This is a genomic window from Mycoplasma wenyonii str. Massachusetts (assembly GCF_000277795.1).
GTDB classification, from domain to species: domain Bacteria; phylum Bacillota_I; class Bacilli_A; order Mycoplasmatales; family Mycoplasmoidaceae; genus Eperythrozoon_A; species Eperythrozoon_A wenyonii.
On the sequence record NC_018149.1, the window covers coordinates 494,584 to 520,739 of the forward strand.

At 34.1% G+C, this 26,156-nt stretch carries 30 protein-coding genes and 2 tRNA genes; 19 read left to right on the top strand and 13 right to left on the bottom strand.

Annotated features, from left to right (window positions below; all coding sequences use genetic code 4):
* Positions 1 to 33: 33 nt before the first annotated feature.
* From WEN_RS02720 to WEN_RS02740, 5 genes are all read left to right on the top strand, one after another.
* Entirely contained in the window at positions 34 to 984 is a 951-nt protein-coding gene (locus WEN_RS02720) for a hypothetical protein (RefSeq protein ID WP_148268005.1), read from the top strand.
* A gap of 7 nt (positions 985 to 991) precedes the next feature.
* A complete protein-coding gene (locus WEN_RS02725; RefSeq protein WP_014850022.1) occupies positions 992 to 2,011 on the top strand; it encodes a hypothetical protein in 1,020 nt (339 codons plus the stop codon).
* A 15-nt stretch (positions 2,012 to 2,026) separates the two neighbouring features.
* Positions 2,027 to 3,070, top strand: coding sequence for a hypothetical protein (locus WEN_RS02730; RefSeq protein ID WP_148268006.1), 1,044 nt, complete (start codon positions 2,027 to 2,029; stop codon positions 3,068 to 3,070).
* A 185-nt stretch (positions 3,071 to 3,255) separates the two neighbouring features.
* Positions 3,256 to 4,194, top strand: a complete 939-nt coding sequence (locus tag WEN_RS02735; RefSeq protein WP_014850024.1) for a hypothetical protein — start codon at positions 3,256 to 3,258, stop codon at positions 4,192 to 4,194.
* 64 nt (positions 4,195 to 4,258) lie between these two features.
* On the top strand, positions 4,259 to 5,641 hold the full coding sequence (locus WEN_RS02740; RefSeq protein WP_014850025.1) for a lysylphosphatidylglycerol synthase domain-containing protein: 1,383 nt from the start codon (positions 4,259 to 4,261) through the stop codon (positions 5,639 to 5,641).
* On the opposite strand, the gene WEN_RS02745 is transcribed toward WEN_RS02740, so the two are convergent.
* Genes WEN_RS02745 through WEN_RS03945 form a run of 5 tightly spaced genes read right to left on the bottom strand, consistent with a single transcriptional unit; the run spans position 5,559 to position 10,260 of the window.
* Positions 5,559 to 6,179, bottom strand: a complete 621-nt coding sequence (locus tag WEN_RS02745) for a hypothetical protein (protein WP_014850026.1) — start codon at positions 6,177 to 6,179, stop codon at positions 5,559 to 5,561. The two genes, WEN_RS02740 and WEN_RS02745, sit on opposite strands and share 83 nt — an antisense overlap.
* Positions 6,180 to 6,218: 39 nt before the next feature.
* Positions 6,219 to 8,627, bottom strand: coding sequence for a preprotein translocase subunit SecA (locus WEN_RS02750; protein WP_014850027.1), 2,409 nt, complete (start codon positions 8,625 to 8,627; stop codon positions 6,219 to 6,221).
* Positions 8,628 to 8,671: 44 nt separating this feature from the next.
* Positions 8,672 to 8,854: a hypothetical protein gene (locus WEN_RS02755; protein WP_014850028.1), complete on the bottom strand. Its 183-nt coding sequence runs from the start codon at positions 8,852 to 8,854 to the stop codon at positions 8,672 to 8,674.
* 25 nt (positions 8,855 to 8,879) lie between these two features.
* Positions 8,880 to 10,187, bottom strand: coding sequence for a hypothetical protein (locus tag WEN_RS02760; protein ID WP_014850029.1), 1,308 nt, complete (start codon positions 10,185 to 10,187; stop codon positions 8,880 to 8,882).
* Positions 10,126 to 10,260 (bottom strand): hypothetical protein, encoded by a 135-nt coding sequence (locus WEN_RS03945; protein WP_274506136.1) that lies wholly within the window; start codon positions 10,258 to 10,260, stop codon positions 10,126 to 10,128. Before WEN_RS03945 ends, WEN_RS02760 begins: the two co-directional genes overlap by 62 nt.
* Positions 10,261 to 10,345: 85 nt before the next feature.
* On the opposite strand from WEN_RS03945, the gene WEN_RS02765 reads away from it, so the two are divergent.
* Both WEN_RS02765 and WEN_RS02770 read left to right on the top strand, forming a co-directional pair.
* Positions 10,346 to 10,870 carry a hypothetical protein gene (locus WEN_RS02765; protein WP_014850030.1) on the top strand — a complete coding sequence of 175 codons (525 nt, stop codon included), beginning with the start codon at positions 10,346 to 10,348 and terminating at the stop codon, positions 10,868 to 10,870.
* 9 nt (positions 10,871 to 10,879) lie between these two features.
* On the top strand, positions 10,880 to 11,461 hold the full coding sequence (locus WEN_RS02770; RefSeq protein WP_014850031.1) for a hypothetical protein: 582 nt from the start codon (positions 10,880 to 10,882) through the stop codon (positions 11,459 to 11,461).
* 6 nt (positions 11,462 to 11,467) lie between these two features.
* Here WEN_RS02770 and WEN_RS03885 read toward each other — a convergent pair whose 3' ends face one another.
* Both WEN_RS03885 and WEN_RS03890 read right to left on the bottom strand, forming a co-directional pair.
* Entirely contained in the window at positions 11,468 to 12,172 is a 705-nt protein-coding gene (locus WEN_RS03885) for a hypothetical protein (protein WP_014850032.1), read from the bottom strand.
* A gap of 269 nt (positions 12,173 to 12,441) precedes the next feature.
* Complete coding sequence (locus WEN_RS03890) at positions 12,442 to 12,594, bottom strand: hypothetical protein (RefSeq protein ID WP_238530691.1); 153 nt, start codon at positions 12,592 to 12,594, stop codon at positions 12,442 to 12,444.
* A gap of 294 nt (positions 12,595 to 12,888) precedes the next feature.
* Here WEN_RS03890 and WEN_RS02780 point away from each other — a divergent pair, with 294 nt between their 5' ends.
* From WEN_RS02780 to WEN_RS02790, 3 genes are all read left to right on the top strand, one after another.
* Positions 12,889 to 14,286, top strand: coding sequence for a hypothetical protein (locus WEN_RS02780; RefSeq protein WP_014850033.1), 1,398 nt, complete (start codon positions 12,889 to 12,891; stop codon positions 14,284 to 14,286).
* Positions 14,287 to 14,374: 88 nt separating this feature from the next.
* Positions 14,375 to 14,935: a restriction endonuclease PLD domain-containing protein gene (locus WEN_RS02785; protein ID WP_043911394.1), complete on the top strand. Its 561-nt coding sequence runs from the start codon at positions 14,375 to 14,377 to the stop codon at positions 14,933 to 14,935.
* A gap of 18 nt (positions 14,936 to 14,953) precedes the next feature.
* Positions 14,954 to 15,586, top strand: a complete 633-nt coding sequence (locus tag WEN_RS02790) for a hypothetical protein (RefSeq protein ID WP_043911396.1) — start codon at positions 14,954 to 14,956, stop codon at positions 15,584 to 15,586.
* Positions 15,587 to 15,640: 54 nt separating this feature from the next.
* Here WEN_RS02790 and WEN_RS02795 read toward each other — a convergent pair.
* The 4 genes from WEN_RS02795 to WEN_RS02810 all read right to left on the bottom strand — a co-directional run bounded on the left by WEN_RS02795 (position 15,641) and on the right by WEN_RS02810 (position 18,111).
* Positions 15,641 to 15,717: transfer RNA gene (locus tag WEN_RS02795), tRNA-Ala, on the bottom strand.
* A 5-nt stretch (positions 15,718 to 15,722) separates the two neighbouring features.
* Positions 15,723 to 15,798 (bottom strand) — tRNA-Ile (locus WEN_RS02800).
* A 42-nt stretch (positions 15,799 to 15,840) separates the two neighbouring features.
* Positions 15,841 to 16,980 carry an HDIG domain-containing metalloprotein gene (locus WEN_RS02805; protein ID WP_014850034.1) on the bottom strand — a complete coding sequence of 380 codons (1,140 nt, stop codon included), beginning with the start codon at positions 16,978 to 16,980 and terminating at the stop codon, positions 15,841 to 15,843.
* Positions 16,981 to 18,111, bottom strand: coding sequence for an HD domain-containing protein (locus WEN_RS02810; RefSeq protein ID WP_014850035.1), 1,131 nt, complete (start codon positions 18,109 to 18,111; stop codon positions 16,981 to 16,983). It abuts the gene before it with no gap.
* Between the two features lie 14 nt (positions 18,112 to 18,125).
* On the opposite strand from WEN_RS02810, the gene WEN_RS02815 reads away from it, so the two are divergent.
* The 8 genes from WEN_RS02815 (at position 18,126) to WEN_RS02850 (ending at position 24,261) form a co-directional block, all read left to right on the top strand.
* Positions 18,126 to 18,830 (top strand): RluA family pseudouridine synthase, encoded by a 705-nt coding sequence (locus WEN_RS02815; protein ID WP_014850036.1) that lies wholly within the window; start codon positions 18,126 to 18,128, stop codon positions 18,828 to 18,830.
* The gene (locus WEN_RS02820; protein WP_014850037.1) at positions 18,820 to 19,236 is read left to right on the top strand and encodes a hypothetical protein; all 417 of its coding nucleotides are present in this window, start codon (positions 18,820 to 18,822) and stop codon (positions 19,234 to 19,236) included. The genes WEN_RS02815 and WEN_RS02820 overlap by 11 nt, the downstream gene beginning before the upstream one ends.
* On the top strand, positions 19,215 to 20,018 hold the full coding sequence (locus WEN_RS02825; RefSeq protein ID WP_014850038.1) for an HAD-IIB family hydrolase: 804 nt from the start codon (positions 19,215 to 19,217) through the stop codon (positions 20,016 to 20,018). The genes WEN_RS02820 and WEN_RS02825 overlap by 22 nt, the downstream gene beginning before the upstream one ends.
* A gap of 19 nt (positions 20,019 to 20,037) precedes the next feature.
* Positions 20,038 to 21,384 carry a DHH family phosphoesterase gene (locus tag WEN_RS02830; RefSeq protein ID WP_014850039.1) on the top strand — a complete coding sequence of 449 codons (1,347 nt, stop codon included), beginning with the start codon at positions 20,038 to 20,040 and terminating at the stop codon, positions 21,382 to 21,384.
* A gap of 31 nt (positions 21,385 to 21,415) precedes the next feature.
* Complete coding sequence (locus WEN_RS02835) at positions 21,416 to 21,790, top strand: hypothetical protein (protein ID WP_014850040.1); 375 nt, start codon at positions 21,416 to 21,418, stop codon at positions 21,788 to 21,790.
* A gap of 403 nt (positions 21,791 to 22,193) precedes the next feature.
* On the top strand, positions 22,194 to 23,288 hold the full coding sequence (locus tag WEN_RS02840; protein ID WP_014850041.1) for an FGGY family carbohydrate kinase: 1,095 nt from the start codon (positions 22,194 to 22,196) through the stop codon (positions 23,286 to 23,288).
* 131 nt (positions 23,289 to 23,419) lie between these two features.
* Positions 23,420 to 23,824 (top strand): hypothetical protein, encoded by a 405-nt coding sequence (locus tag WEN_RS02845; protein ID WP_148268009.1) that lies wholly within the window; start codon positions 23,420 to 23,422, stop codon positions 23,822 to 23,824.
* Entirely contained in the window at positions 23,824 to 24,261 is a 438-nt protein-coding gene (locus WEN_RS02850; protein ID WP_014850043.1) for a hypothetical protein, read from the top strand. The genes WEN_RS02845 and WEN_RS02850 overlap by 1 nt, the downstream gene beginning before the upstream one ends.
* 33 nt (positions 24,262 to 24,294) lie before the next feature.
* Here WEN_RS02850 and WEN_RS02855 read toward each other — a convergent pair whose 3' ends face one another.
* Positions 24,295 to 24,945 carry a hypothetical protein gene (locus tag WEN_RS02855; protein ID WP_043911399.1) on the bottom strand — a complete coding sequence of 217 codons (651 nt, stop codon included), beginning with the start codon at positions 24,943 to 24,945 and terminating at the stop codon, positions 24,295 to 24,297.
* A 145-nt stretch (positions 24,946 to 25,090) separates the two neighbouring features.
* Between WEN_RS02855 and WEN_RS02860 the strand changes: the two genes are divergently transcribed.
* Positions 25,091 to 25,633, top strand: a complete 543-nt coding sequence (locus WEN_RS02860; protein WP_014850045.1) for a dUTPase — start codon at positions 25,091 to 25,093, stop codon at positions 25,631 to 25,633.
* Between the two features lie 17 nt (positions 25,634 to 25,650).
* Here the strand turns inward: WEN_RS02860 and WEN_RS02865 are convergent, their stop codons facing one another.
* Positions 25,651 to 26,106, bottom strand: coding sequence for a hypothetical protein (locus WEN_RS02865; protein ID WP_148268010.1), 456 nt, complete (start codon positions 26,104 to 26,106; stop codon positions 25,651 to 25,653).
* Between the last annotated feature and the right edge of the window lie 50 nt (positions 26,107 to 26,156).

Consider the following 26,156-nt stretch of genomic DNA (forward strand, 5'->3'; position numbering starts at 1 on the left):
ATAGGACAAGCACTTATTTTCACCGCTACAGGAATGGGTCCTATTTTATTTTTTGGACTCTCACTCAGAGATAGCTACACAAAACAAAGAGATTTTTCAATAGAAGTTGGTTTTTCTGGGGAGAAGACAAAAGAATTAGATAAATTCCAACAAGAATTCGGTAGTCACAGACATATGTACCAAGGTTATCCGGTGGGTGGAATATGTTTCTCTAGGGGATTAAAGCCTGATAAGGCATATGCTATTGAGTTCCGTGGGGGCAGAGGAAAAGGAGGTGTTTGAGCTGGAAAGGCTGCAGAATTCAAAAACTATATTGTTGTGGTTGAAAAAGAATTGAAGTTGGATTGAACTGGTAAAGAGGGTAGTGGATATTGAAGTCGACAATTAAAAAATGTTGATAAGTACTGAGCATTTGTTTATGAAAACGAAAAGGGAGTTGGTATTATGTTGCTTGAACAAGGTAGTCCGGTGAGTGACACTGTACCACAAGTTACATCACAAACTGTATCGGGAAACACTATTCCCCGAATATCTCCAGAGGAAATAAATAACAAAAAAGTCTCTGTAAGAAGAAGTGTTATTGGTGTTTGGGGAGAGCAAGTATTAGACGGTATTGAAAATGGTTCTAAAAAGTGTAAAAATACCGACTTAAGAAAAGGACAACCAATATATAGAGGTTATGGAATGTTGAATTTCAATGGAATGCCAAAATCAGGAGTTAGAGTATTAGACTGAATTTTTATTGGAGAAAAAGACAGAATTAAGTTCAATGAAGGAGAATGAGTAACAAACAAAACAACAGATGGAAAGACAGGAATCGGAAGATACGATTACTTTGAAGGTTTAGATACTATTAAAAAGGGTTATTTGAGTAAATTAAGTGATTTAAGAGTTGATTCCGAGGGAATTAAGAATGGAAAAGGAGAAAAAATTACTTGAAGTGACAAATTTAGACCAACTATTATTGCAACACTAGAAAAATAAGGCTTGTATGAAGAGCATAATAACTCTTGGGCAAGCTCTTGTTGTTTTTGTTACAGGTATGGGTCCTTTAGTTTATTATTCACTTTCTGATGTTGCCCTTGCGGAGAGTAGAAAGTACAAGATTGAATATAAATTCGCGAATTTAACAGGAGAAAGTCAAGAAGATATCAAATCAAAAAAATATCAAGGAATGCCTGATGAAAAAGTATGTATGGGGAGCAATAAACAATATGAAAGCGTATATGATATTCGCTTCAAAGATGGATCTTCTATAGAGGCCAACGGTTGGAAAGCTGTTGGATCGGGAGTAAGTATTAAAGAACCTTTTGAAGTATTGGAGAAAAAGAGTTATGTTTCGGAAGGCAAGTGGGTAGGAAGTAGATCAACAACCAACCAATCCTTAGATTCAAAAATCAAAGAAAACTTGAGACTAGTTATTTATAGAGACGAGGGAGGTCAATTTGGAGCAATTTTAGTTGGAAGTGTTAAGAACACTTGAGGGGAATACCGAAGTGACAATTTAGCTGAAAAGGTCGACAATACTAAGCTTTCTGAATTTAGAGAATTTATAAAGAAAGGAAATTTCGCCGTTAGAAGATCTGTAAAGGGTGTTTGAAGTAAGTTAAAAGGTGCTACAGATTGTGAAGAGGGGAGAGTTACAATTGCAAAACCTATTTACAAGAATTACGGAGTATTAGTTAAACAATGGAGCGACGATATAAGAAACACCACCAAAGATAAATATGAAGAAGGAATATTTAAGGACATTGTTATTTTGGACTGAATTGACTTTGGACTGAATGGGATTGTGGAGGAAAAAGGGGGATGAGTCAGTTCAGGCGATAAAGCTGTTGGAAGATGAGATTACTGAAGACCAAAGAGCATCAATAAACCTTTTGAAGTTATTATTGACAAATTAGAAGACATGGCGATCAGTAAAGACGGTATATCAGATGGAAAGGGAAACAAAATATTATGAAGTGATCAATTCAAGCCAACTAAATGAGAAGTTAGTTTGGTTAAGTAAAAGAAGTAGATCTTTTTGAAAGGCGCGATAACCATCGGGCAAGTCGTCGTTGCAACTGGAGCTGGTGGCGTGCCTTTTTTACATTATGTTCTTTCTGATGGAATTTCGGGAGGGAACAGACAATATAAAGTAACACTGGAGTTTAAGGCTCTGGAGAGAGAAAAGGGTGATGGAAAGATGAGATATCAAGGGATGCCAATTATTAACAAGCTTTGCATGGGAAATGCCAGAGATTTTGAAAATGTATATGATGTAGTGTTCAATGGACCTAGCTTGAATTCTCGTGCAATAGGAAAGACAGCTAAGCATGGATATAGTATTAAGGAGCCTTTTGAAGTAATTGAAAAGTCAATCTTTGTTAGTGGTGGAAAAAAGAACTCAACTAGCTTTAATCACCGACAAAGACTTAGCGAAAAAATTAAAGAAAACTTACGACTAGTTGTTTATAAAGATATTTCTGGAAGTTTTGGAATGCTTTTGGTAGGAAGTGTTAATGACACTTGAAAGGAATATGGCTTGGATAATTTAGCAAGTCAAGTGGATGAAAGCAGTATTGAAAGATTCAAAGATGTTATAAAAGCAGGTAAGTTTGCTGTCAGAAGATCTTTGAAAGGGGTTTGAAGTCCATTAACAAGTAATACAGGAGGAAAGAAGTGTGAACATTCTCTTGCCAGCAAAGCCAACCCTATATATAAAAACTATGGTGTGTTGGTGGAAGAATGAAAGGAAGAGACAAAGAGTGCAGGTATAGATAAAGCGAAGGCGGGGATATTTGAGGGTGTAGTTGTATTAGATTGAGTAGATTTTGGATTTAACGCTGTAACAAAGGAAGAGGGAACATGAATAGGCCCAACCCTTAGTCAAGAATCTAGCTCACAAAGATTTAATGGTAGATGGGATTATTTAAGATTGCAAAATTCTGAAAAACCACTAGAAGTTATTGTTGGGAGATTGGAAGATATAGAAATTAATTCCGAGGGAATTAAGAATGGAAAAGGAGAAAAAATTACTTGAAGTAACAAATTTAGACCAACTATTATTGCAACACTAGAAAAATAAGACTACAAGTTTTTAAAAGAAAGCAAAAACTTAATTACATAAAATAAAAATCTATTTTTCCATTGCCTCTCCCACTTACAAGTTTTTTTGGAAATTTTTTAGCACTAACTGGTGTTGGGGGTAGTTTTGCTTTGTATTTTGCGTTACCAAGTTTTACAGAAAGAAATAGGAATCATAGCTTAAGTTTGAATCTATGAACCAAATCAACATCTCTTTCAGAAAGTTCCTTCAAAAAAGAAGATATTGATACTTGATCGGGTAGTAGATCTTTATATCAAGGAGTTAATGCTGAAAAAATTAAAGGATTTTTTTCTAGATCAAATAGAAGTATCTACAAACTAACTCTTAAAAGTGAATGAATTACTGACTCTCGAGGCAATGCAAGCAACTCACAAATTAAAGGTGCTTTTGGGTTGACAAAGATCACTTGAACAAAAAATAGTGATAGTGAAAAAACAAACGAAGGAAAAATAGAAGAGGTAAAGATAGATGAAAACAATAGAGTTTGATTGATTGTTGTAAAAGGGAAAACATTAACATATCTAATTCCATCAGTGAGAGTTTCTGGCTGATGAAGTGATGAGAGACGTTGTAAATACAACTTAGACAAAGACAGCTTGGGGATGTCAGTATTGGTGAATGGAGTTACAGATATAAAAGATTGAGTTAATAAAAATGATCGAAATAAGGAGTGGGATTCCAATCAAAACGAAAGACTCAAAGATTTAATGGCTAATGGATTTTCAATATTAAGAGGAAGAGATGCAGTTACTTGAGATGGAGAAAAAGAGCCGGGAAAAATGATAAGTGTATTTAAAAATGCTGGCAATTTAATTTATAAAAAGAGAGGGCAAGAGGCATACAAAAGCTGTTTAGAGGTAGAAAAGTACTTTCCCCTTGATTTGGTTGTGATTGGAGACCAATCTAAGATGAGTGATAATTATGAAAGAAGATGGCCTCTTCCAATCCAAAGAATTAGTGTTACTGACACTATTCAAGATGTAATGGGAGTCAGATTGGATCAGGTAATTATTGATAACGAAGGAATATCAGATGGAAGGGGAAAGAAGATCAAATGAGATGAGAAATTTAAACCAACTATTACTCTAGAAATAAAAAAATAGTCTTCTAAAGTCCTAAAGAACTTACCATTTTAATTAGCGAAGTCAAACAACTGTATCTCTATAGTTGTTTAACCACAATATCTTAAGTCTTGAATCCCTCGCCCCTTATTCTAGGGAAGGGTATTATAACCCAGAACAACTACATCAAAGTTACTTAAAAACTAAGACTGCCTCTTTATCTTCTAGAGTCTGAAAGAAACTCCGTCAACTAAATAAGAAATATTTCTTAAATATCTGAGGGGTTTTATTTCTAGTTGCTGTATTTCTAAATCTCTTTTATCTTCAACCCCTAGAGTGAAGTAAATTCAGCTCTACTTTCCAGAAATCAAATAGCAAAGGCTCTTTTGAAGCCTTTGTAACAGTAATGGTATATGGAACCATTTTCTTTCTAATAAATGATGTGTTTTTGGGTAAATGAGCCTTCTCTATCTATATCTCCAGAACCAGAAAGCTAAGAGAGAAGATCTCTAAAGTAGAGTGACTTAAGCTACTTTCTATCACTTTCTTTATTAGATCTATTACTCCCTTCTCTATTGGTTCAGAACCTTACATCATCTTTTGACTAAGAAAGAGAGGTATTTCATTAAGACAAGCTTCAGCAATAGTTTCTAGCCTAACAGTTAGTTGACTATTAGCTCAAGCAATTATTACCTGACCTTCCTTTATTACCCTGCAAGCTCAACACAACTTAGTAGATCCAACAAAAAAAGAACTTAAGTATTCCTGAATGGTTATTGCAGGATTAATAGTAGATATAGTCTCAACACTATTTGTATTTACTATTAGTTACTGCAAAAGAGTACACTACGCTTTTGGATTAACAAGACTTAAGTTCAATCAAATATTTAAGATAAAGAGTTCAACAGCTCTTTCTAAGGCTGAATTGAGACACAAATATTTAGATAATAAGAGCTTTAAGAAGGAATTTAAGAGAGTATTTTTCAATCAAACTACTATCAAGATACTTCTCCTATTCACAATTCAGAATATTCTGAATTATTCCTTATATGCCTTATTAGCTATCTTGATACTAGAAGGAGATCAACAAAACTTCCAAAGTTTCTTAAATAGCTTTCACATAATTAATGTTTCTACCACCTCCAATAACTTCTTACCAACTCCAGGGTCTGAAGGAACAATTCAACTAACTATTACTAAGATGAATTCACTAGTTGGTCAAGGGGCCGCTGTTGCTGCTCAACCAGCCGCAAATAACCAAAATGACGCAAAAGAAGAATCCCTTAATAAAGTGATATTCCTGTGAAGATGGTTCCAAAAATACAAACCTTTTTTGTGTAGTGTAGCCTTTATGACTATTTACTTCTTAGTCTTTAAGTGTAGGTTAGCTTTTATGAATAAAAAACTTAAAGAGGTAGGTCCTCATAGGAATATTTCTCCCGAACTAAACGCTTGATATACTGTCAACGATTCCTTAGTTCTTCTATAGTTATCTTCGCTTTCCTACAGATCTCTTCGCTATCTAATTCTTCTATCTTTAACTTTCAGATAGTTGCATAGATCTTTTTCTTACTCTTTAAGAACTGACCTATCTCTTCGACCTTTTCCTTTATTTCCTTCTCAACACAGACATCAAAAGATGTTTTTTCTTGTTTACATTGATTTGTTATGAATTGGTACCTGTCTGTTGAGGGGATACATTGTCAATTGAAGTATCTCTTGATTTCTTTAATAGTCTCAAATCTAATTAGTTGAAATAAATAGTTTTTGAAAGATAATGCCTGCTCATTATCTAACTTATAGCTCTTAATTGCTCGCAGAAAGACTAAAAATACATAACTTTCTACTTCTTCAAAATATCAATTGATTAAGTTAAAGAAAGTATTATTACTCAAGAATTTAGTGGCGTATTTGCAGGAAACTAGATAATACTTTTCTAGCAATAGATTGAATGCTACTTTATCTTGATTTAGTTGAACTTTCTCAATTGAATCTCTGACTAGAACTTCTTCTGAAGTAACTGTCATATGTGAGTATCATATGGTTTCAAATGGTCACTTTGAGTCTTAAATTTGTCTGGTATTTTTCTGCTCTTTTTCCAGACTTTTTCTTAACTTTTCAACATACTCTTGTAACTCCGGCTTACAACTCTGAGAATTTAAGAGAAATATCTCTCTAATAATCCCACATCTACAGTTCTTTTGGAAGTCAATAAAGATCTCTTCCATTTTCTCAATAAATATATTTAGTGGTGATTTTTGCTCCATAGACTGAAGATTGATAGTAGTTCTTATCTTCTCTGAGTCATCAAGGTGTTGTTCTCAAAATAAGTCAATTTGTTCAATCATTATCTCTTTCAATAAACTGTTGATATCTATATTGACTAATCTAGCTCTCTTTAGCTCTCAGAAGTAAAAGAAGACATTCTTTAAGAATTCTTCCTGTTCTTTAGGTTTCTTATTCTTAAAGTCAGACTCTCAGAATAAGTTTTCTATCTCAAAGAAATAAGTATTTAGGATATAGGCTAGATCAGCAGGTCTGTTAGATTTTTCTTTTAACTGACTTAAAAAGTCAGTCATTCAACTATTTATCTGCCTATCTATCATATTCAAGAAGACTTGTTCGTTTTCAGTTCCAAAGAGTATGAATTTTCTCTGGTTGTAGATAATGTCTTGTTGAATAGAAAGTACTTCACTGTATTCAATTAAGTTCTTTCTTGTATCAAAAGAAGAGTATTGAATTCTCTTTTGAAGAGAGTTAATTGTTCTAGATAAAAAAGAGCTCTCAAAGTGTTCTTCTTTTATCTTTTTGGAGAGTTTCTCAAACTTATCAGCTCCAAATCTCTTAAAGATAGTGTCTTCTAGAGAGATAAAGAAAACTGTCTTTCCTGGATCTCCTTGTCTCCCAGATCTACCTCTCAGTTGATCATCAACTCTCTTAGACTCATTCTTCTCGCAGGCAATTACATAAAGACCTCCTAACTCAACTACTTCTGGAGAGATCTTTATATCAACCCCTCTACCAGCAATATTGGTTGCAATAGTAACTGCATATTTTTGCCCAGCTCTTGCAATAATCTCTGCTTCTTTATAGTGATTTCTTGCATTCAAGATCTCACAAGGAATTCCTTCTTGTAATAACAAAGAGTAAATGTGTTCTGACTCATCTACTGAACTAGTACCTACTAATAAAGGTTGTCCTCTTAAATAGTGGTGTTTGATCTCAGAGATAATTGCCTTTGTTTTAGCTACTTTATCTCTGAAAATCATGTCTGGCAAGTCAACTCTTCTAGCCTTTCTAAAGGTAGGGATTTGAACAACAATCATGTTGTAGGTTTCAGAGAACTCTTTAGCCTCTGCAAAACCAGTACCAGATAAAGCTGCAATCTTCTTGTACTTTCTGAAGAAGGTTTGATATGTAATCTTTGCAGATACCTTGCTTTCATTCTCAATATCTAGATATTCTTTAGCTTGTATAGCTTGTTGTAATCCATAACTATAACTTCTATCTGCTAGTATTCTTCCAGTTCATTGGTCAATAAGTTTGATCTTGTCTTCGTGAACAATGTACTCTCTACCATTCTGTAAGACAAAGTTTGCACACAGAGCATTATGTATCTTATTAATAATGATTGAGTTTTCTAGAGAATAGAGTCTCTCTATTTGTAGAAAATACTCTAGCTTTCTTACTCCTCTGCTATTTAAGATGACTGTTTTACTCTCTCAGTCAATCTTGTAATCTAGTTGATCTAGTTTTTTAACAGCTAGATCTATCTCTACATACTCTTTGTGAGCACTTCTAACTGGCTTAGAGATAATTAAGGGAGTTCCAGCTTCATCTATTAAGACTGAGTCTCCTTCATCTATGATTGCATAACTAAGTTCTGGTAGTACTATCTCATTCGGATTCTTAGCCATATTGTCTCTTAAGTAGTCAAAGACTAGCTCAGAGTTAGTTGTGTAAGTGACATCACACTTAAACATTTCTCTCTTTAAGCATTTAGTTAGACTAGTACTGTTAAAGCCAACAGATAGTCCTAAAAAGTTAAGAGTTTTTCTGCAGAATTCTGCATCTCTCTTAACTAAGTACTCATTAACAGTTACTATGTGTAGTCCTTTTTTTGCCAGAGCTAGTAGGTAAGCTGCTAGTACTATTACTAGAGTCTTTCCCTCTCCTGTTTTCATTTCCGCAAAGTTCCCTTCATAGATAATTAGTGCCCCTAATAATTGAGTTCTGAAGGCAAATAAATTATGGGTTCTATAGGCGGCTTCTCTAACTACCGCTAAAGCCTCAGGAACCATATCTGAGAGAGACTCTCCTAGTTCTAGTCTTCTTAGGAAATACTTAGTTTTTAGCTTTAGTTGTTCATCTTCTATCTCTCTTAATTCATGTGCAAAGTCTTCTATTTGCAGTACTACAGCATTTAGCTTAGAAAGAATAGACTCTGAAGGACTTATTAAAGCCTTTAAATCCATTCCTTGAAGCTATACAGACTTATTTAAATTGTGAGTTGGTTGGTTTATTTTGCTTTACAAGCTGTTGTACAGGGAGATGAACAATCGCTTCCAGCCTCTTTACAGCAACAATCTTGAGCTTGCTGAGTTTTATTTTTTTCATTATTAATGAAATAGTGATAAACAGCTAAGCCTGAAGGAGAACCTACAGAAACAAGAACTAAGTGATAAGTAAATCACTTTCCCATTTGCTATTAATTAAAGAATTTATTATTAGATGCTGTAGTTGGAACATTTAGTTCAGAAGGTATTCTTGTTCATTCAAGTAGGAATATCAATTACTTGAAGATAAGTATTTAGTCTTAGATAGTAGTTGTAGTCTTCTATTTCAATTAAACAGAGTCTTTTGTCAGGAACTTTATCACCAAATCAAGGTCTGATTATCTGGTCACAGACTTCTCTTCTGATTTTTTGAACTCTGTCGCTTAAATAACTTAAATCTCACCAGCTATATTCTTTTTCACACTTCTCATCTAGTAATGCTGTGTTTTTGAGATCGTCCATTTTGAGAAGTTCATCTTTTCCTAGACTTAGTTTTGTTTGTTCATGTCATCGAAACTTATTTCATTGTCTCGGGGCATAGTAATAAGTTCCGTCTGTTCAAGTAGTCTTAAGTACTTTCTTTACTTTTCCTCCGTTTTTGATTTTTCCTATGTGATCAGAGTTGCACTCCATAAAATATGTTCCTCTGTAAGTTGGATTGCCGGCTGTGCAGTCAAAGCCATACTCTTCTCCCAAGATTAAACCTAAGATCACATGTGCTATTTTCTTTTCTTTAAGTTGTTTGACTTTTCCTTGTTCAGGTCAAGCAAGCTGTTTTAAGTAGTTAAAGGCGGTTTCTTCTACATTACCCAGTAGCCTAACCATATTCAATTTAGAGTTATTGAATAATTGTCCATAGGATCAAGGATTGTCTCTAAGCTCCTCTTCTGACTTATTCAACATCTCTTTAATTCTTGATAAGTCAAATTCCAACTCCACTTTCTTTCCATCTTTTGTTGTTCCAAATTGTTTAGCTCATCAGTTTCAGTCATGATAGAGTCCGAAGATATCTTCTTCTAACTCTCTAGATCTTTGAGATCAAAACTTTTGAAGACCAATTAGATCTTTTTGATCAAGATACTTTCCTGATTCTTTGATTTTTGGCCAGTAACTTACATTCTTGTATGAAGTTTTGACTTTCTCTATATCTTCTAACTCTTGTGTTACTTTTCTAGGACCAAATCAACTCATACTTCCACTAACCTTGACTCCACCATAAAGTTCTCTGGTGCTTTGAGAGTGTGCAGAGCTCTCAATGATTTTGTGAGGACCAGCATTATCTCATCCTTCAACAAATAAGAATTCTTGACCTACTCCCTCACTCTTTCAACGTCAGGATCCTAGAGTTGTCTTGCTTAAGTTATTAACTTTTTGAGATACCTTTTGAGTTCTTTGTTTTTCTTTCTTTAGTTCCGATTTAGCTCCAAAAAGAATAGGATCATCTTTTGAATTGATTTGAATGCCCCCCCCCAAAGACATTAAATCAACCTCCTATTCCTCCACCTAAGCCACTAACAGCAACTAGTTCTAGTAATAATTTCTTCCAGATCATTTAAATAAATTATTTGTATTTTGGAAAAAAATCATCAATATCGAGAAAATAAATATATTCACTACATATGGAGTTTTTTTAAAAAATGTCTATATTAGCTGGAAAGCTAGCACTATTAGTTCTTGTTCCAATGGTTGGTGCTGGAGTAGCTTATCCTATGACTACAAAACTTGGGGGGGGCGAAAATCAAATTGAACTAAAAACGATTGACAATTTTAAAAGAAATTGCTGAGTGTCGATTCAAGGGGATCAAGGAGAGGATAATAGTTTCAACAAAAGATTATTAGCTTGCTTAGAAAAGAAGAATTCTGAGAAGGTTAGGTTTTACTTTTATGACAAAGATAAATTAAGCAATTCTTTACCCAAAGAAGTAACAGAGGTTAAATATAACGGTATCTCTTCTTATAATCACTCATTCACTATATCTTTGGTAGGTAACGAAGGTAATGAAACCATTAACACGCCTGCTTCAACTTGAAATTCTGTTTTTAATGGCAGTGTTGAGGGCGTTTGTAGGTTAGAAAGTGTAAAAACTCTTAGTGAGGAATTGAAAAGATTAAGTTGTAATAATTCAAGTTCTCAGACATTGGAAGAATTCAAGATTAATTAATACATAAAGTTGTTACTGGCAAAGATAGCTGGTGGATTTGGTGGGGTTGGAATTATCTCTTTAGCAGGAGTAACAGGGGCAAAATCCCTTATTTCTTATCCGAGTAGAGAGGTATTTTTAATTGCTGAAAGTCAAAGCGGAAACACTAAGTTATTTTGGGAGAAAAGGAAGGGAGAGGCGCCCCTCCCCGAACAGCCAAACACAAATTTTGACTTAAAGGTAACTCATAACGGAAAAGAAATTACAGGCAAGTTTTTATTTTGTTTCCCGAAATCTGATAAAAATGAATATTACTTATTAAGGTGAGGGAATGGCTTAAATTCTTCTTGACGTTACAACTTATTCACAGTTAATGAAGAAGGGGCATCTATTCAATGTCAAGAGGACACTATTCAAAGAATGGGAGAAAAATGAACTAAATTAAGTTTCAAAATACTTCCAGAAAATGGAAATAATACTACAAAAGAAATTGATTTAAAGAATTGCACAAGTGCTCAAATTGATGAGTCCACTACTTTAAAAATGACTTGCAGTAGTGGAATAGATAATCACAAAAAAGTAGAAATTACTGCCCAACTAACAAAGATCTAGTTTTTCTTAAATACCGTAGTTAGAACACTTAGTTCAGAAAGTATTTCTATTCATTCAAGCAGGAACTTGTAATACTTCTAAATATGTTTGCATTCTCAGATGATATGAGTAATCTTCAACTTCCATTAAGCACAATCTTTTATCTTGTACAAGATCTCCAAATCAGGGCCTAATTATTTGATCGCAAACTTCTCTTCTAATCTTTTTTGAACGATCTCAAATTAAATCAGATCAGGCCTCTTCTTCACATTTTTCATCTAACAGCCCTGTTGTAGTAACTTGATCCATATTTAATATGTTGTTTTTATCTCTACTGGATAAACTTGCTTGATTAGATCACCTTGGCCCTTTTCCCTGTTCAGGGAATCTATATGCTCCAGAACTGTTAAAGGTAGTTTTTAAGACTTTTTTTACCTTTCATTCATTTCTATTTCACTCACATTCTTTGAAATATTTTCCCTTTAGAGAGCTATCTCCACCTGAGCAATCAAAACCTGTATCTAAACCACCTGTCATAAGTGCAAAGATAGCTGGAAGGATATTCTTTTCTTTTAGGCTTTGTACAGATTTAGCGTTTGGTCAAGCAACCCTCTTTAAGTAATTGAAGGCTGTATCTTCTACATCTCCTATTAACCTAACTACAGCTAGTTTAGGGTTCTTAAATAATTGGCCATATGTTCAAGGTTTATCTCTCAAGTTTTCTTCACTCATATCCAAGATCTTCTTAAGTTGAGAGAGATCAAATTCCAGATCTACTCTTGTTCCATTTTTTGTTGTTCCAAACTTATCTGCTCATCAGTATCAACCATGATAGAAACCAAATATATCCTCTTCTAATCCTTTATCTCTGGTTGATCAAAACTTTTGTAATCCATCAAGATCCTCTTGAGTAATATACTTACCAGATTTCTGAATTTCAGTTCAGTAATTTTTATTTTTAGTCTCAGCTAATTCTTGAACTTTTTCTAAGTTTTCTAACTCTAAACTAGTTTTTCTAGGTCCAAACCAACTTCCGCCAATGGATATTTTCTTTCCGCCCCATAACTCTCTCTTTCCTTGAGAATGTTGTTTGCTTGCAATTGTCTTATGTTGACCTGCTCTATCTCACCCTTTAACAAAGAGAATATCTTCACTAACTCCTTCACTTTGTCATCTATAAACCCCTAAAGTGGTGTAGTCTAACTCTTTAACTAATCCTGATTTTTTCTTAATATCTTTGCTTGCAACTTGTTTGACCTTTAAGGCATTATCAGTTCCAAAAAGTAAAGAAGCTTTATCTTCTTTTACTTGTATTCCCCCCCCGAAGAGTTAATCCATCCACCTATCCCACCCCCAAATCCTCCTATTGTTGCTACCTCTAATAGAAGTTTTCTCCAAAGCATAATTAAATATTTCAAAAATAATTTTGTTAATACTCTATTAAATAAATGATCTGGAAGAAGATACTCCTAGAGTTTGGAGCTTTAAGTGGCCTCGGGGGGGGACTCTCTGGTTGATTTGTCTCTAAAAAAGATGGAGTAAGAATAGAGTCAGATGGTGACAAAAATATAAATTTCAGGAACTCTTCTGGTCTAAAAGTAAAGTCAAGACCAAGCTCCAATAATAGAAAACCTCCAGGAATAATAGACACGTTAGATCACACTGCTCTTGTTTCTTATAGGTGAAAGAGTGAAGGAGTAGGAGAAGATCTTTTATTTATTAAAGGTTGAGATGGTGCGGGAAAACACAACATAGTCAAAAGTGAAGATCACTCTCAACAAGACAAGAACTTATGAGGGGGTAAGAGAATAGGGGATGGTGTCTCTTGATATGGTCCAAGAAAAATGAGTGGAGATATAGATGAAATTAATAAGTTAAAGGCAAAGACAAGTGCAATTTCAACCTCTAAGACTTGAGACCAGATAAGAAAATCGGGTAGTTTCTTGCAAAGAGAGGATTGAACAGGAATCTCCAATTATTGAAAAAATAGATCTCAAGAGCTTGAACAAGAGGTTTTGGAGCTATATAAGCCTTTATGGTGGTGAAAAGAGAGAATGGGTAACAACTCCAGCAAACAACGGGTTGACCTTGAACTTGAACTAGAGGGCTTAGGAAAGATACTAGATAAAACTGAAGATCAACTGAAAAGGGATAAATGAGATTATGGACAACTAATAGACAATGGAAAGCTAAGAATTGTGAGAAAAGTAGGTAATGTTGAAGGAGTTGCCTTTAACTACCTGAAACTTTTGTTTTGACCAGAAATGCAAAAAACACTTAAGTTAAAGGAAAAAAATATTGCCAAAATTGTTTTGGGTCTTATGACTGGAGAAGAATATGGCTTTGACTGTGCTAGCACAGATAAAAACAATATCAAAAATAAATTCTTTCCTGAGTGCAACAAAAGTAGTGCGCTGGGTGGACCAAAAGTTAAAAGGGTTATGAAATCAGTTGTTGAAGATATAGGAAAATATGTTCCCATCAAGGATAAAGGACCTTCTTGGAGATTGCAAGAAAGTGCTAACACTTACAGTGAGTGACCAAAAATGATAGATATGGACTCATTGACAACTTCTGGCTTAATTAATGAAAAATGTGAAACTGGTAGTTCTTTGGGGTGGGCAATTTTCACACTTGACTTGGAAAAAGATATCAGAAAAGAAGTTTGTGACTTAATTATTAGACCTTGATTCGGAGATATAGTCTCGGATAAAAGACTGTGTTTAATAGAGATTCCTGATTACCAATACTATCTCAGAATGAATCATTATTTCAAAGTTATGGATTGAATAACTTGACATAATAAAGGTGCTTTTTGAACCAAATGCTCTAATTATGGGATCTAAATAATTTCTTCTAAATACCAGTAATTACAAAAATTCCTCTTTTTTTCGATTTTCGCTAATTAATGAATAAAGAAATAGAAATTACAAAGTGGTTACCAAGTTCCTTTGTGCTAATGTCTGGCCTTTAGTAAAAAGGAAAGGTCAAGAAGAGATTAGAGTGTGTTTTATGAGAGAGCTATTAAAGGCAGATGAAATAAGAATCTTTGTTGCTTACTTTGCGCAAGATTCTCTAAAGGCATTAAATGAAATAGTTAATTCTTACAAGATCAAAAGGGTGTGTTTAATTCTTGGAATGTATAACGAAAAGAATTTGTCAGATAACTCACGCAAGCTGGCTTTATCAATTAATGCCAAATGAAAAAGAGAAGGAGTGGGTGAAATAAGGATTACAAAGAAATGGAGATACCATGGAAAACTTTATTTCTTTCTAAAAAATAATCAAATCTTTTCAGTCATTACTGGTTCAGCTAATTTAAGTTTTTTATGTGCAAGACAACATCCACAATATGAAGAAGCTGTCTTTTTCGATGATCCTGAATCTCTGAAATACTTTTCAGAACATATGAATGATTTGTTTGATCCCAAAATTACTGAAAATATAGAGAGATATTTTTTTACTAAAAATTCATCTAAAAATCTTGTAGAATAAATTACTCAATAGCTTAATATGCAAGCCTGAGCAGAAATATCCTACGATAAATTGATGGATGCGGAGATTTTACAAACTATTGTTTTTAAACTAATTGTTCCTACCGAGGAAGAGGTAAAGACTCTGGGTGACAAACTAGATTTATCTAAATCAGACTTAAATGCTTGTTATTGCAAGCCCTTAATCAATCCTTGAAGCGGAGAAGATCAAAGTTGGTTTGATGTGAAATTAACTGTTCAAGGAGAACATGATCTTCCTCCTCAAAAAGAATGGTTCTATATAGTAGCTGAAAGTGGAAAACACTTTAAAGCTTGTTTTTCTGGAAAAAAGACTAAAAAGTTAATTTCTCTCCAAGGCAATGAAGAAATAGGATTGGCAACAAAAGGTGCTTTACTTGAAAGAGAAATGGTATATCCGGTTTATTACACCTACGCAGATCCAGAAAGAAGGGGAATAGTTACTAAAGAAACATTGGAGGCATATGGTGGTTCAGAGGTGTTTTTGAAAAAAACAAACATAACTAGAGAAGACAGAAGAGGAAAGAAGAGAGATATATGATTAATTTCTTTCCCCTATGAACTTATTTTTCCTGTGGAAGAGTGACAAAGATTAATGGAGGAACATATCCGAGCAAACCCTGAATCTAAATAGTTTGTAAAAGTAATTTATTAACTTAACCAATAAGTCAGTGATGGAATTACACAATGGTGGAGACTATGGGGCTCGAACCCACGACCTTCTGAGTGCAAATCAGATGCTCTACCAAACTGAGCTAAATCCCCTTTTATGGTGGAGACAGGTGGGATCGCACCACCGACCTCTCCCTTATCAGGGGAGTGTTCTAACTACTGAACTATGCCTCCTGCCTTTTCTATCTAAATATTATTTATAGAGCTAATAGCCTTTTAGTAGTCATTTAGGAGAAAAGAATCAGAGTATTCTAGTCTCAATATAAATTGGTAATTGTATTGATACTTTAGCTCTGCATTTCTAAGCATAGAAGATATTCTTTTCTTTAACTCTTCTAGATTAGATCACTGAAAGCTTTCTGGCTTTAAGAAGATCTTTATGATATGTCCGCCAGCCAAGAACTCTAGTTTAGAAAGTTCTTCTATTTGAGAAAGTAAGGCTTTAATCTTGTCATTTCTCTCTTGAGTTTTCTCTAGTTGAAGAGGTCTGGCTCCCAACCTACCAGCAGATAACTTATCCATTGCTCTGGTAATAACCAGAAAGGGATTGCTCTCAGAGTATTCATAGTTATGGTGACCTTCAATAGTCTCTACTATATAGCTATCTAAATGAAATTTCTTAGCTAAAGCAACTCCATCTAATACGTGGTCAGAGTATTGACCAGTCACTTTCCCTATATCGTGAAAGAAAGCTGCTCTTTTAGCCTTTAAGGGATTTAGATTTAACTGAAAAGCAAAGTTAGCACTTAAGATACTAACTTCTAGTAAGTGCTCTAATAGGTTTTGGTTATAAGAGTAAAAGTATTTAGTTTTCCCAACTAAATAAGCTCATTCATCACTTAAATCTTTTCTTTCATATTCCAAAAACTCAGTTAATAGCTTGTAGCCTAAATCTCTCGTTAATCCCTTTTGATTCTGAGCTATTGTATAGTAATAATCTAGTAAATCACTTTCAGTAGTAGACTCAACTGTTAAGTTGGGATTATTAATGAGAGCATGATAGAAGGCAGTAGTGAATTCCATTTTTTCAAAATCAAACTTGAACTTACTTCCTTCTTTATATAGGTGATCTATAAAAACAGTTAAGCTATCTCTATTTCTAGATTCTTCCAACATAACCATTTTGCTATTAGTGATCTTGTAGACTAGTTGAGCTAATTGGCTCTTTGGATCTAAGAGCTCTTGTATTTTCTTTTTTTCTTGAGCTGAAAAAACAGTTAGATTTAATTGAATTCTCTTTTTTGCAGGACTAAAGTGAGCTGAGAATGCACTATCTATCTTTAGGTTGTATACAGATTTGAGAATGAATTTCTCAAATAAGAAATGATCGAAGTTAAAGTTCTTCTCTTGAGTCAATTAATAAGTTAGATCACTCTCATAACTATAGAAAGAATCTGAGAGTTTTAGTTTGGTAAAAGAGATTTTCTCTTCAGAGTCTGCCTCTGGAAGTCAAAACAAAGTAAAACACAGATTTTTTAACTCTTTATTCTCGGAACCAGAATAACTCTGCAATAAGTGATTCAACTCTACAGTTAATTCTTTAGTTAACTCTTCTTGTTTTTCTTTAGGGCCCTTTAATACAAACCAAAAATGATAAGAGGAAGAAAGAATATAAAAGGCAGATAGTTTATTTCCAGAGACTGCATCTGTCAATAGAGCTTCCATTGACTTTTGAAGACTGGGGGGAACTTCTGAGCCTTCAATCTTAATGAAGTGAGATTGTGAAACTATTCTGTTAATAAGAGTTATTAGAGCTACATTAGGAGAGGAGGGACTTCCTAATGGTTCATGGTGAGAGGTAATAACTTCTATTAGTTCTGATTCTTCTTTAAGTTCTGGTAGATGTTCCAGAATTTTGGGGGAGGTGTGCTCGAAATAAGAAAAGATAACTTTACCTATATCGTGGAATAGGGCCATTCTCTGGAGTTTTGAGGAATCTAGAGAAAGAGCTTCAGAGATTTTCTTTGCCTCTTCTGCGACCTCTATAGAGTGCTCTAAGAGAGTTTGTGTTGGGGAATATCTTTCATTGCTCATTCTTCCAACATACTCGGAGAGATTAGATTGAGCTTTTTCAGCTCAATATTCCGCTAAGATCTTTTCTCCTACCTCTCTTTCTTCTCTACTTAGTCTTTCTTGCAGTTGTTTTACGTGTTTATTAATAGAGCAAGAAGATCAACTCTTAGTGGTTTTGAATCTCTCTCCCAACATATGAGCTAGTTTGAGCTCTCTGGAGTTGTACTTGGAGAGCATTAAGACAGGTTTGTTATCTGAGTATTCAATGTGAGGCTTGACCCCAGTTAGAGAAAAGAACTCTTCCTTTCTCTCTCCAGATTTACCTACTAGCTGTCCAACTGTTCTTTCATTGAAATATTTACTATCTGATAGTTTGAGCTCTGAGTAACAGCCTGTGAAGAGCCTTGGAGATTTATACTTAGAGAGATAATTGATCATTTTCTTAGTGAATTTAGAGTTTTCTCCGCTGTTCATTACCTAAATTAACTTTGGAATCAAGGGTTGTATATGAGTGCTCAAATTATTTAATAGTTGACAAAGAATCAGGGATTTTAGTACACAAAGATAAGTACACACCAGAAGAAGAAACTTTAATAGCTCAACTAAAAAAGAGATATGGTGAAGATATATATCTAGTTAATAGACTAGACAGAGATACTAGTGGTTTATTACTAGTTGCTAAAGGTAAATTAGCTCTATTAGCTCTTAAATCTCTTTTCGATGAACAAAAAATAGAAAAGAGATATTTAGCTATTCTCTCTAAACCATTACCTCACCCAAAGATAAAGATTACTTTTTCTCTTGGTAGAGATAAGGGAGATAAGTTAAAATTCAGCGCTACCAACTCTAAGAAATATAAGAATGCTCTAACTCTTGCAGAAACTATTGACTCCCAGCTAGTACTATTGAGTCTTAAGACTGGTAGAACTCACCAACTTAGAGCTCACTTATTTACTCTTGCTTGTCCTATACTAAACGATCCTATATATGGAACTAAAGAAGAGACTAGAGAGAGTTTTGGACAATATCTACACTCATTTAGTCTTTGCTTTGTAGATCCCTGAACTAATGAACCAGTCTCTGTAGTCTCTAATCCTCCTCTAGAGTTTATGGAAAAACTACTTGAGTTAAAGATTGAAACTAGCTCTCTAGTTAACTTTGAGTCTAGTGCTGAAAGCTTAAGTGAGAAATAAAGTTTCTATCTATCTTTTATTTAAGAAAGAAAGACTTTCAGTTACCTTATTTAACTCCTTAGATAAACAAATACTCTCAGAAAGTGAGATAGCTTTTCTGGAGATAGTACCTAAATTAATAGAGTTAATAGTTTTAAAGCTAGCCGAGAAAAGACTTGATTTTAATTTTATACAAGATATCTTTTTAGCTCAAAGAGAGAGTAGATGGAATAGTAATAGATTAGTTGTTGCCTTTGTACAGGCTTTAAGCTTTGGTTTGACTATTAATATATATAAGAAAGATTTAGGGACTGAAGAAAAAGGAGAATTAGAGGGAGATTGAGTTAGTTACTTAAATTCATTTGAAGAGATTAGTTGAAAAGAATTAGAGCCTTTATACAATAAATGTCCAATTATAAATACATAGTTATTTCAGATCTAGATGGAACTCTTTGTAATAGTAGGGAGATACTCTCAGAACAAACTAAAGAATACATAGTTAAGTTTCAAGAAGAACACCCGGAAGTATTAGTTACTTTCTGCACAGGAAGACCTTGGGCAGAAGCTAAGGACATATATGAACAACTTCAACTAAAGTCTTATATTGCTTGTTTGAATGGTTCTTATATATACAATCCACACACTAAACACTTAATAACTTCTTTTTTAAGTACTAAGTTCTTAAGTTATCTCTTAAGTTTTCCTAGTACTCTAAGTAACTTAGTTAAAGGGGCTTTAATAACTGATAAGTTATTGTTACCTCTAGAGTCAGATCTTCCTAAGGCCACTCTGCAAGCGCTAGAAAAGAGTGAATCTAATTTAGTGGGAGTTAAGTTGTTCTACAAAGAAAGTGATTGAGGGGTTGTTAGTGAGTTAATTGCTTGAATCAAGAAGTTTAGTCCTGCCCCTAGAGTAAGTATCTTTTTTTATCCTGGATTACTTAATATAGAGTTGCAAAGCTCACAATTAGATAAGTCCAGTTTTGTGCAGTTTATCTCCAATTATGTTGGAGTAGAATATAAAAATATTTTGACTTTTGGGGATAATCACAATGATATCCCTATGATGAAAGGGGGTGTTAGAGGATATGCTTTATCTAATGCATTGTTCCTACTAAAACAAGAGGCTTCAGTAATTTCTAAATACTCTAATGATGAAGATGGCGTAATTAAAGAGTTAACTTCCTTCTTTGCGGATAAAACTAACTAGAGTGATAGTTTAAGAACCTATGGCTGCAATTAGTTCTTTGATGGGAAAGATCCTAAATAAGAAGCAGGTAGCGGAAGATAAGTTCATTTCAGAAAAGGCTAAAAAAAGAGATAGCTTTTTAAAACAATTTCCTCACTATATAAATAGTGCTTTACAAATAGTTATCTTTCCGCACGTAAATCCAGATGGAGACTGTTTGGGGGGTGCTTTCGGGCTGAGAGAGACTTTAAGAGCTCAATTTAAAGAAAAGAATGTATATGTAGTAGGAACTAGTCAAGGAATGTTTCCTTGATTGGAGATGGACTTTGATGATATTCCCCTAGACTTTGACTATGCCTCTTCTTTAGCTCTAATAATTGACTCGGGAACCAGTGATAGAGCTCAGAGATTCCAAGAATTCTTTGGGAGTCCTGAAACGCAAAAGTGGGGGGCTGTAATTAGAATAGACCACCACGATCTAACCCAAGACTATCACACAGATCTTTCTTGAGTAGATAGTAGTTATGCTGCTTGCTGTGCACAACTAGTTCAAATTTGTGACTACTATCAATGAAAAATGCCAAAAAGAGCCGCAACTTTCTTCTACCTAGGACTATTAACTGATAGTGGGTTTTTTGGAAATGCAGAAGTATCTCCTAGAACTTTGGTGATAGCTGCAAAAGCTCTAAGAGCTGGGGCTGACAGAGAGTTCTTAGTAACTAACTTAAGAAGAACACATACTCTAGAAAATAGACTGAAAGGATTTATTCTAGAGAACTATATACAGGAAGAAAAATTTGTTTGATATTTCCTAAAGAAAGATGATGTTGAGAGATTTAAACCTTTCTCTCTAACTTCTAATCAAGTATCCACTTTAGCTAATATAGATGACAATGTTTTGTGAATACTTCTAACAGAAGTAAAGCAAGGAGAAATAAGAGTTAGCTTTAGATCTATTGGAACTCTAGATGTTAGAAAGATAGCTGAAGAGTTTGGTGGAGGAGGACACTTAAATGCTTCTGGAGCTACCTTAACTAGTGAATCCCAAGTAAAGACTGTAATTAATAAAGCTAAAAAACTAGTTAAAGAGTTTATAGCTGCTAGAGGAGAAACTAGCAAAGATACATTAGAAGAAAAAGCTAAAGAAGAATTTGATAAGCAAGTAAATACTTCTTATAGAATGGAATTCACTCCTGAAGAAGAGGAATCTCTATCAGAACAAAAGGCTTTAATAGAAAAGACACATGATAGTCTTGCTAGTCAAGCAAAGATCAAAGAGGCTGAAGAAATAGTTAACTCTGATAAAGCTTTTGAAACCTTCCTAGATCCACAAGAAACTTTTAGTGGTACTGTAGAGAAAAAGGAGGAAGCTAAACCATCTAAGTAATAAAATCAGTTTGAAATCAACTGAGCTTTAGATGCCAGAGGAGGTATTAGATACTAAAGACGAAAAGGTTTCAGACGTAAAGTTAGAAAAGAAAGAAACTTTTTCTCAAAAACTAGGAGCAAAAATGAGAAAGAGTAAGTTTTGAGGACCTATAATAAAAGCCTTCACTAAGTCAGAAGAAAAGAAAGCTAAGATAGCGAAGAAAAAAGCAGAAAAAGAAGCAAAGAAAGAGGCTAAAAGAGAAAAGAAGGAAAAGGCACAAGAAACAATAAAGCAAGAAGAAACAAAGGACACAACCCCTCCAACTCCAGCTAAACCAAAGACAACTGCTCCAAAGAAAACAACTACAACTACTGCAAAACCAAAGACTGCGGCGACTGAGCCAAAAACAGAAGCTAAGAAGTAGTTAATTAAGTCTTAGTTAAGTAGTTCTCATAGAAGAAGTAACTCTTTCAGTTGATCTTGGTTCCAGCTCTTTTAAGTTAATTCTCTTTTCGCCTTCTAGAGGTCAACTTCACTGCTCAGAAACTCCCTTTACCACACAATATTCTGGAGATAAGGTTGAGCACTCTGCAAAAGAGATATGAGAAAGTCTAAAGACTCAACTCTCTTCACTATTAAGTAAGTTAGATTCAAAAGATTATCCAAAATATCTCTCTATCTCTACCCAAAGAGAGAGTGTTGTAGTTTGAGATAAAAACACCCTAGAACCCTTAAGTCCTATTATCTCTTGACAAGATAGAAGAACAGATTGTTATCTTTCTTCTTTCACTAAAGAACAACTGCATTCAATTAGAGCTAAGACTGGTTTGTGAGTTAGTTCTTATTGCTCAGCCCCTAAATTCAACTATCTAATAAAGGAAGTTATTCCTTGCTTAAATACAGAGTGACTCTGAGGTACTTTAGATTGTTGACTAATTTATCTCTTAAGTGAAGGTAGATATTTTGTTACTGATTATGTTTCAGCTTCAAGAACAGCTTTACTTAATCTCAAAAGTCTAGAGTGAGATAAAGAGCTTTGTGAATTATTTGAGATTCCAAGAGAGAAATTTCCTAGTCTTTGTGAAAATGCACGAGAAATAGGCTCTGTTAAGTTATTTGGAAAATACAACCTAATACTCAAAGGAGTTATAGGAGATCAGCAAGGAGCTCTTTATACAACCTATAGATTGAGAGAGGAGGGGGGCAAATTACCTATCTCTTTGGTATATGGAACAGGAGCTTTTTTGCTCCAATTACTACCAAGCGGAAAGACTTTTGAAGAAATCTATTCTTCTCTTCCGGAAAATAGTCCTTTGTCAATTAGCCTAGCTTGAGTTGTTGACTCTAAAGCGAGTTATGCATTAGAACTAGGTATTTCTAATTCTGGTAAGGCTTTAGAGTGACTCTTAAGTCTAATGAAATTACAGGCAAGTGAGATTGAGAGAGTACTAGAGCCCGAGAATATAAACTGAGAATCTCTTCCTTTCTCAATACCTACTCTCTCAAGTAAATTCTTATTCTCAACTCCAGAGAACTACTCTGCCTCTATTTTCAATCTTTGTTATGAGTCAAAAGAGAAAGAATTAATAGTTTCTTTCTTGGAGTCAATGTCTTTTAGTGTGAAAGTAGCTACAGAGTTACTTTCTTTTAATCCAAAAAGGAACTATATAGTTGTTGGGGGAGGATTAAGTAAAAATACTTTCTTCTTGGAATTACAGTCTAGTTGTTTGGATTGCCCCCTAACTATCTATCAATCAGAACACTTAAGTGGTTTAGGTTCTGCTTTTCTTACTTTCCCTGAGAGCTCTAAGATTCCTTCCCTTGAGCACAAAAAGATTATTCCTAACTCTAACTATTCAGCTTTCTTAAATAAAAGATTTAAGACTTGAAAAAAGAAACTAAAAGTGTGTCAAGTTATTTAATAGGAGAGATCATAAGTTATTCTTAAAAATAGGTATAAGATTGCACAGAGTCTCTCTTGGAGACTAATCACCAAAACTAATGACTCGGGGGGGGGGCATGACTTTTGTAGTTGCAATTCTTAGAAATGTCAATGCTGACATTCTTAGGAGAGAGTGATTGAACATGAAATGGTTGTGCCTCTTTAGTTGCAAGTGTTATTGGTTCAGTTACTATAACCTTTGCTTTTTGACCTGGGTTCTACCAAACCTGAAAAACCAAGGACACTAAGTTCCTTCCTTTAGGGCTTTTCGCCCTATTCCTCCTTGTGGGGATATTAATGACTGCTGGTTCTATTGCGGGGGCTTGTGTTGATAAATTAGGCACTTGAATGTATGTTAGATCTGGTTTCTTTATATACTTGAACTCTTTTGTGATGCTTGTAAATGCTTACATAGTTGGATTAGCTCTTTGGAATAGAAGAAAAGACAAAAAGCAAGTAAATAATACCGATTCTGAAGAAGAAGTAGTTCCGTTGGTGGCGCCTAATACACAATAATGTTTAGCTTTATCCTTCCTTTTTTTGAAGAAAATAGTAGACCTGGTGCTGACCATACTGCAGCCTCTCTAATAGGTTTGGGTGGAACAATCTTAATGCTTATTGCTCAGAAACAATTAATGGGTGTAAAGAAAACTAGAAATACTGCGGGATTGAATGAAAACTTTTTGTTCTGGCAATGTATTACCTGTTTCTTTCTTGGAATTACTTCTATCTTTGGAATTATTGGCCCTTGTCAAGAAGCAGGTAAATTATACAAATGAATTATTATTGATGGATTGTTAATACTTATGAATGGTTTTCTCTTTTATTCCAATTTCTTTACTTACAAGATAAAACTGGAGAATATGGCTGCTGCCAAGAAAGCTGGTATGTCAGAGGGAGAACACTATGAAAAAGTAATTGCACCTTCTCTTTTACAACAATCAAAAACCTAAAACTAATAACTATTAATTAACCTTCGTAACTTATTAGTTAATTACTATTATTGGTTTAAATTCTGTGCTTCACTTTAATCCCTTTGAACTTTCAGTTTCTTTAATTCCTATTGAACATCCCTGTTTACCTTTGTAATTGTTTTTTACATCTCCGCATTTTTCCAAAGAAAAACTAGTATGTAAGAGACTTGCTGATAGCGAAGAAGGGTTCGAATCATTAAATGTAAATATTTGTTTATCACACACTATTAAAGCTCCTCAACGCTCAGAATCTGGACCACCACCCGTCTCTCCTAGTGTGGTTTTTTGACTTACATTCCCGATTGATAATACGAATCAAGTTTCGCCGGAACCATTGTCTTTGTGTAAATCTACTGGATCCTCGTGTGTCATTGAGTTAACGGGTGTTGATCCTCTGAATTTTTGATAATGACCTTTTCCAACTAATTGAAGGGGGGTTCCATTTTTAATTTCTGAAGAGCTATCTTTTACTGTCAAATAAATTTGTAACACTGAGTTGTTTCATGCACTTTTCTCATTGTCGTCTATACCTCGGCCTTGCTTGCAAGTAGTTAAATAGAATCTATTTTTAGATTTCGGTCTTCAAATGTACTCAGGATCTCATTCTAGAGAAGATAGGGAAGAAAAACCGGCAATACCAGTTGCGCCGCCCAGAATAAACAAAATAGGTTTCCAGAAAAACATAAACCTATTAATTAAATTAAACTTCTTATCTTATTCTTACTGTATAAGAGAATCAAATAATTCCAATTGTTATTTTTTAAAATCAAGGATCTTAAATAGAAAATAAAGTAGGTAGTTAACTTATATGTTTCTTTCTGAGTTAGTAGAGTATCAAAAGAAACTAGACTCAAAGGTATTTGAGATACAAAAACCTAACTTAGATGAGTATCACTTATTAGTTGCAAGAAAAACAGCTTTAGTCTCTGAATACTTTGAGTTTCTTAATGAAACTAAGCTGTTTAAATACTGAACAAATAAAGAGATAGAGTTAGAAAAACTATATGAAGAATTTATAGATATAGTTCACTTTACCTTATCTCTTTTATATGTCTATAACCTAGAAGAAACATTAGGTACTAAATATAGTCTAGGTATTAGCTCTGCTGATACTAGAGAGAATCTATTTGTTAAAGCAAGAACAGATAACAGATTAAAGCTTGAGTTACTGAATACTAACTATAGCTGAATGATAGATATTTATTCAGCAATAGAGAAAGATAACTTTGCTGAGTGATTGGGTTGGCTTTCTCAAATAAGTATCTGGCTTGCTTTAACTAGTGAAGAGATTAAAGAAAGATATCTATCTAAATGAAGAGTTAATTTTGAAAGATTGGGAGTAACTGTTTAGTTTAAAAGCTAAGGTTTTTATTTAACAAAACTAACAGAGATGTTTTCTTTCAATCTTTCTCATTTTCCAGATTCACTTTGTTTGTAACCTAACCCTTTGTTTTTTATCTTAAATTTGCATTTCTTATCTTTTATCTCTCCTTCAAATCATCTTCATTTTTTCTCACCACTTTTACCACTATAAACCAAACCCCAGCATTTACTGTCGTCATTTTTCTTACCTATTCACGCATTCAAATTTTCATCGCTTAAGACTTTTTTCCATTTTCACTGTCCTGTTCCTCAATCCAGTGTCAAACCACCTCCCCATAATTTTCTGTTTTCGCTTGAGTTGTGGCCACTTCCTAATAAGTTATCCATATCTTCTTTTTCGACGAGAGAATTTATCTCTTGTCCTCAGCCTTGTTGAACTTTAATCCCTCTACCCCCCCCCGAACAATTCACTCAAACCTCCAACTCCAATACCACTTCCACTAGCAATCATTACAATCACTTTTCCCAGCATTCCTTTTAAGCCTCACATA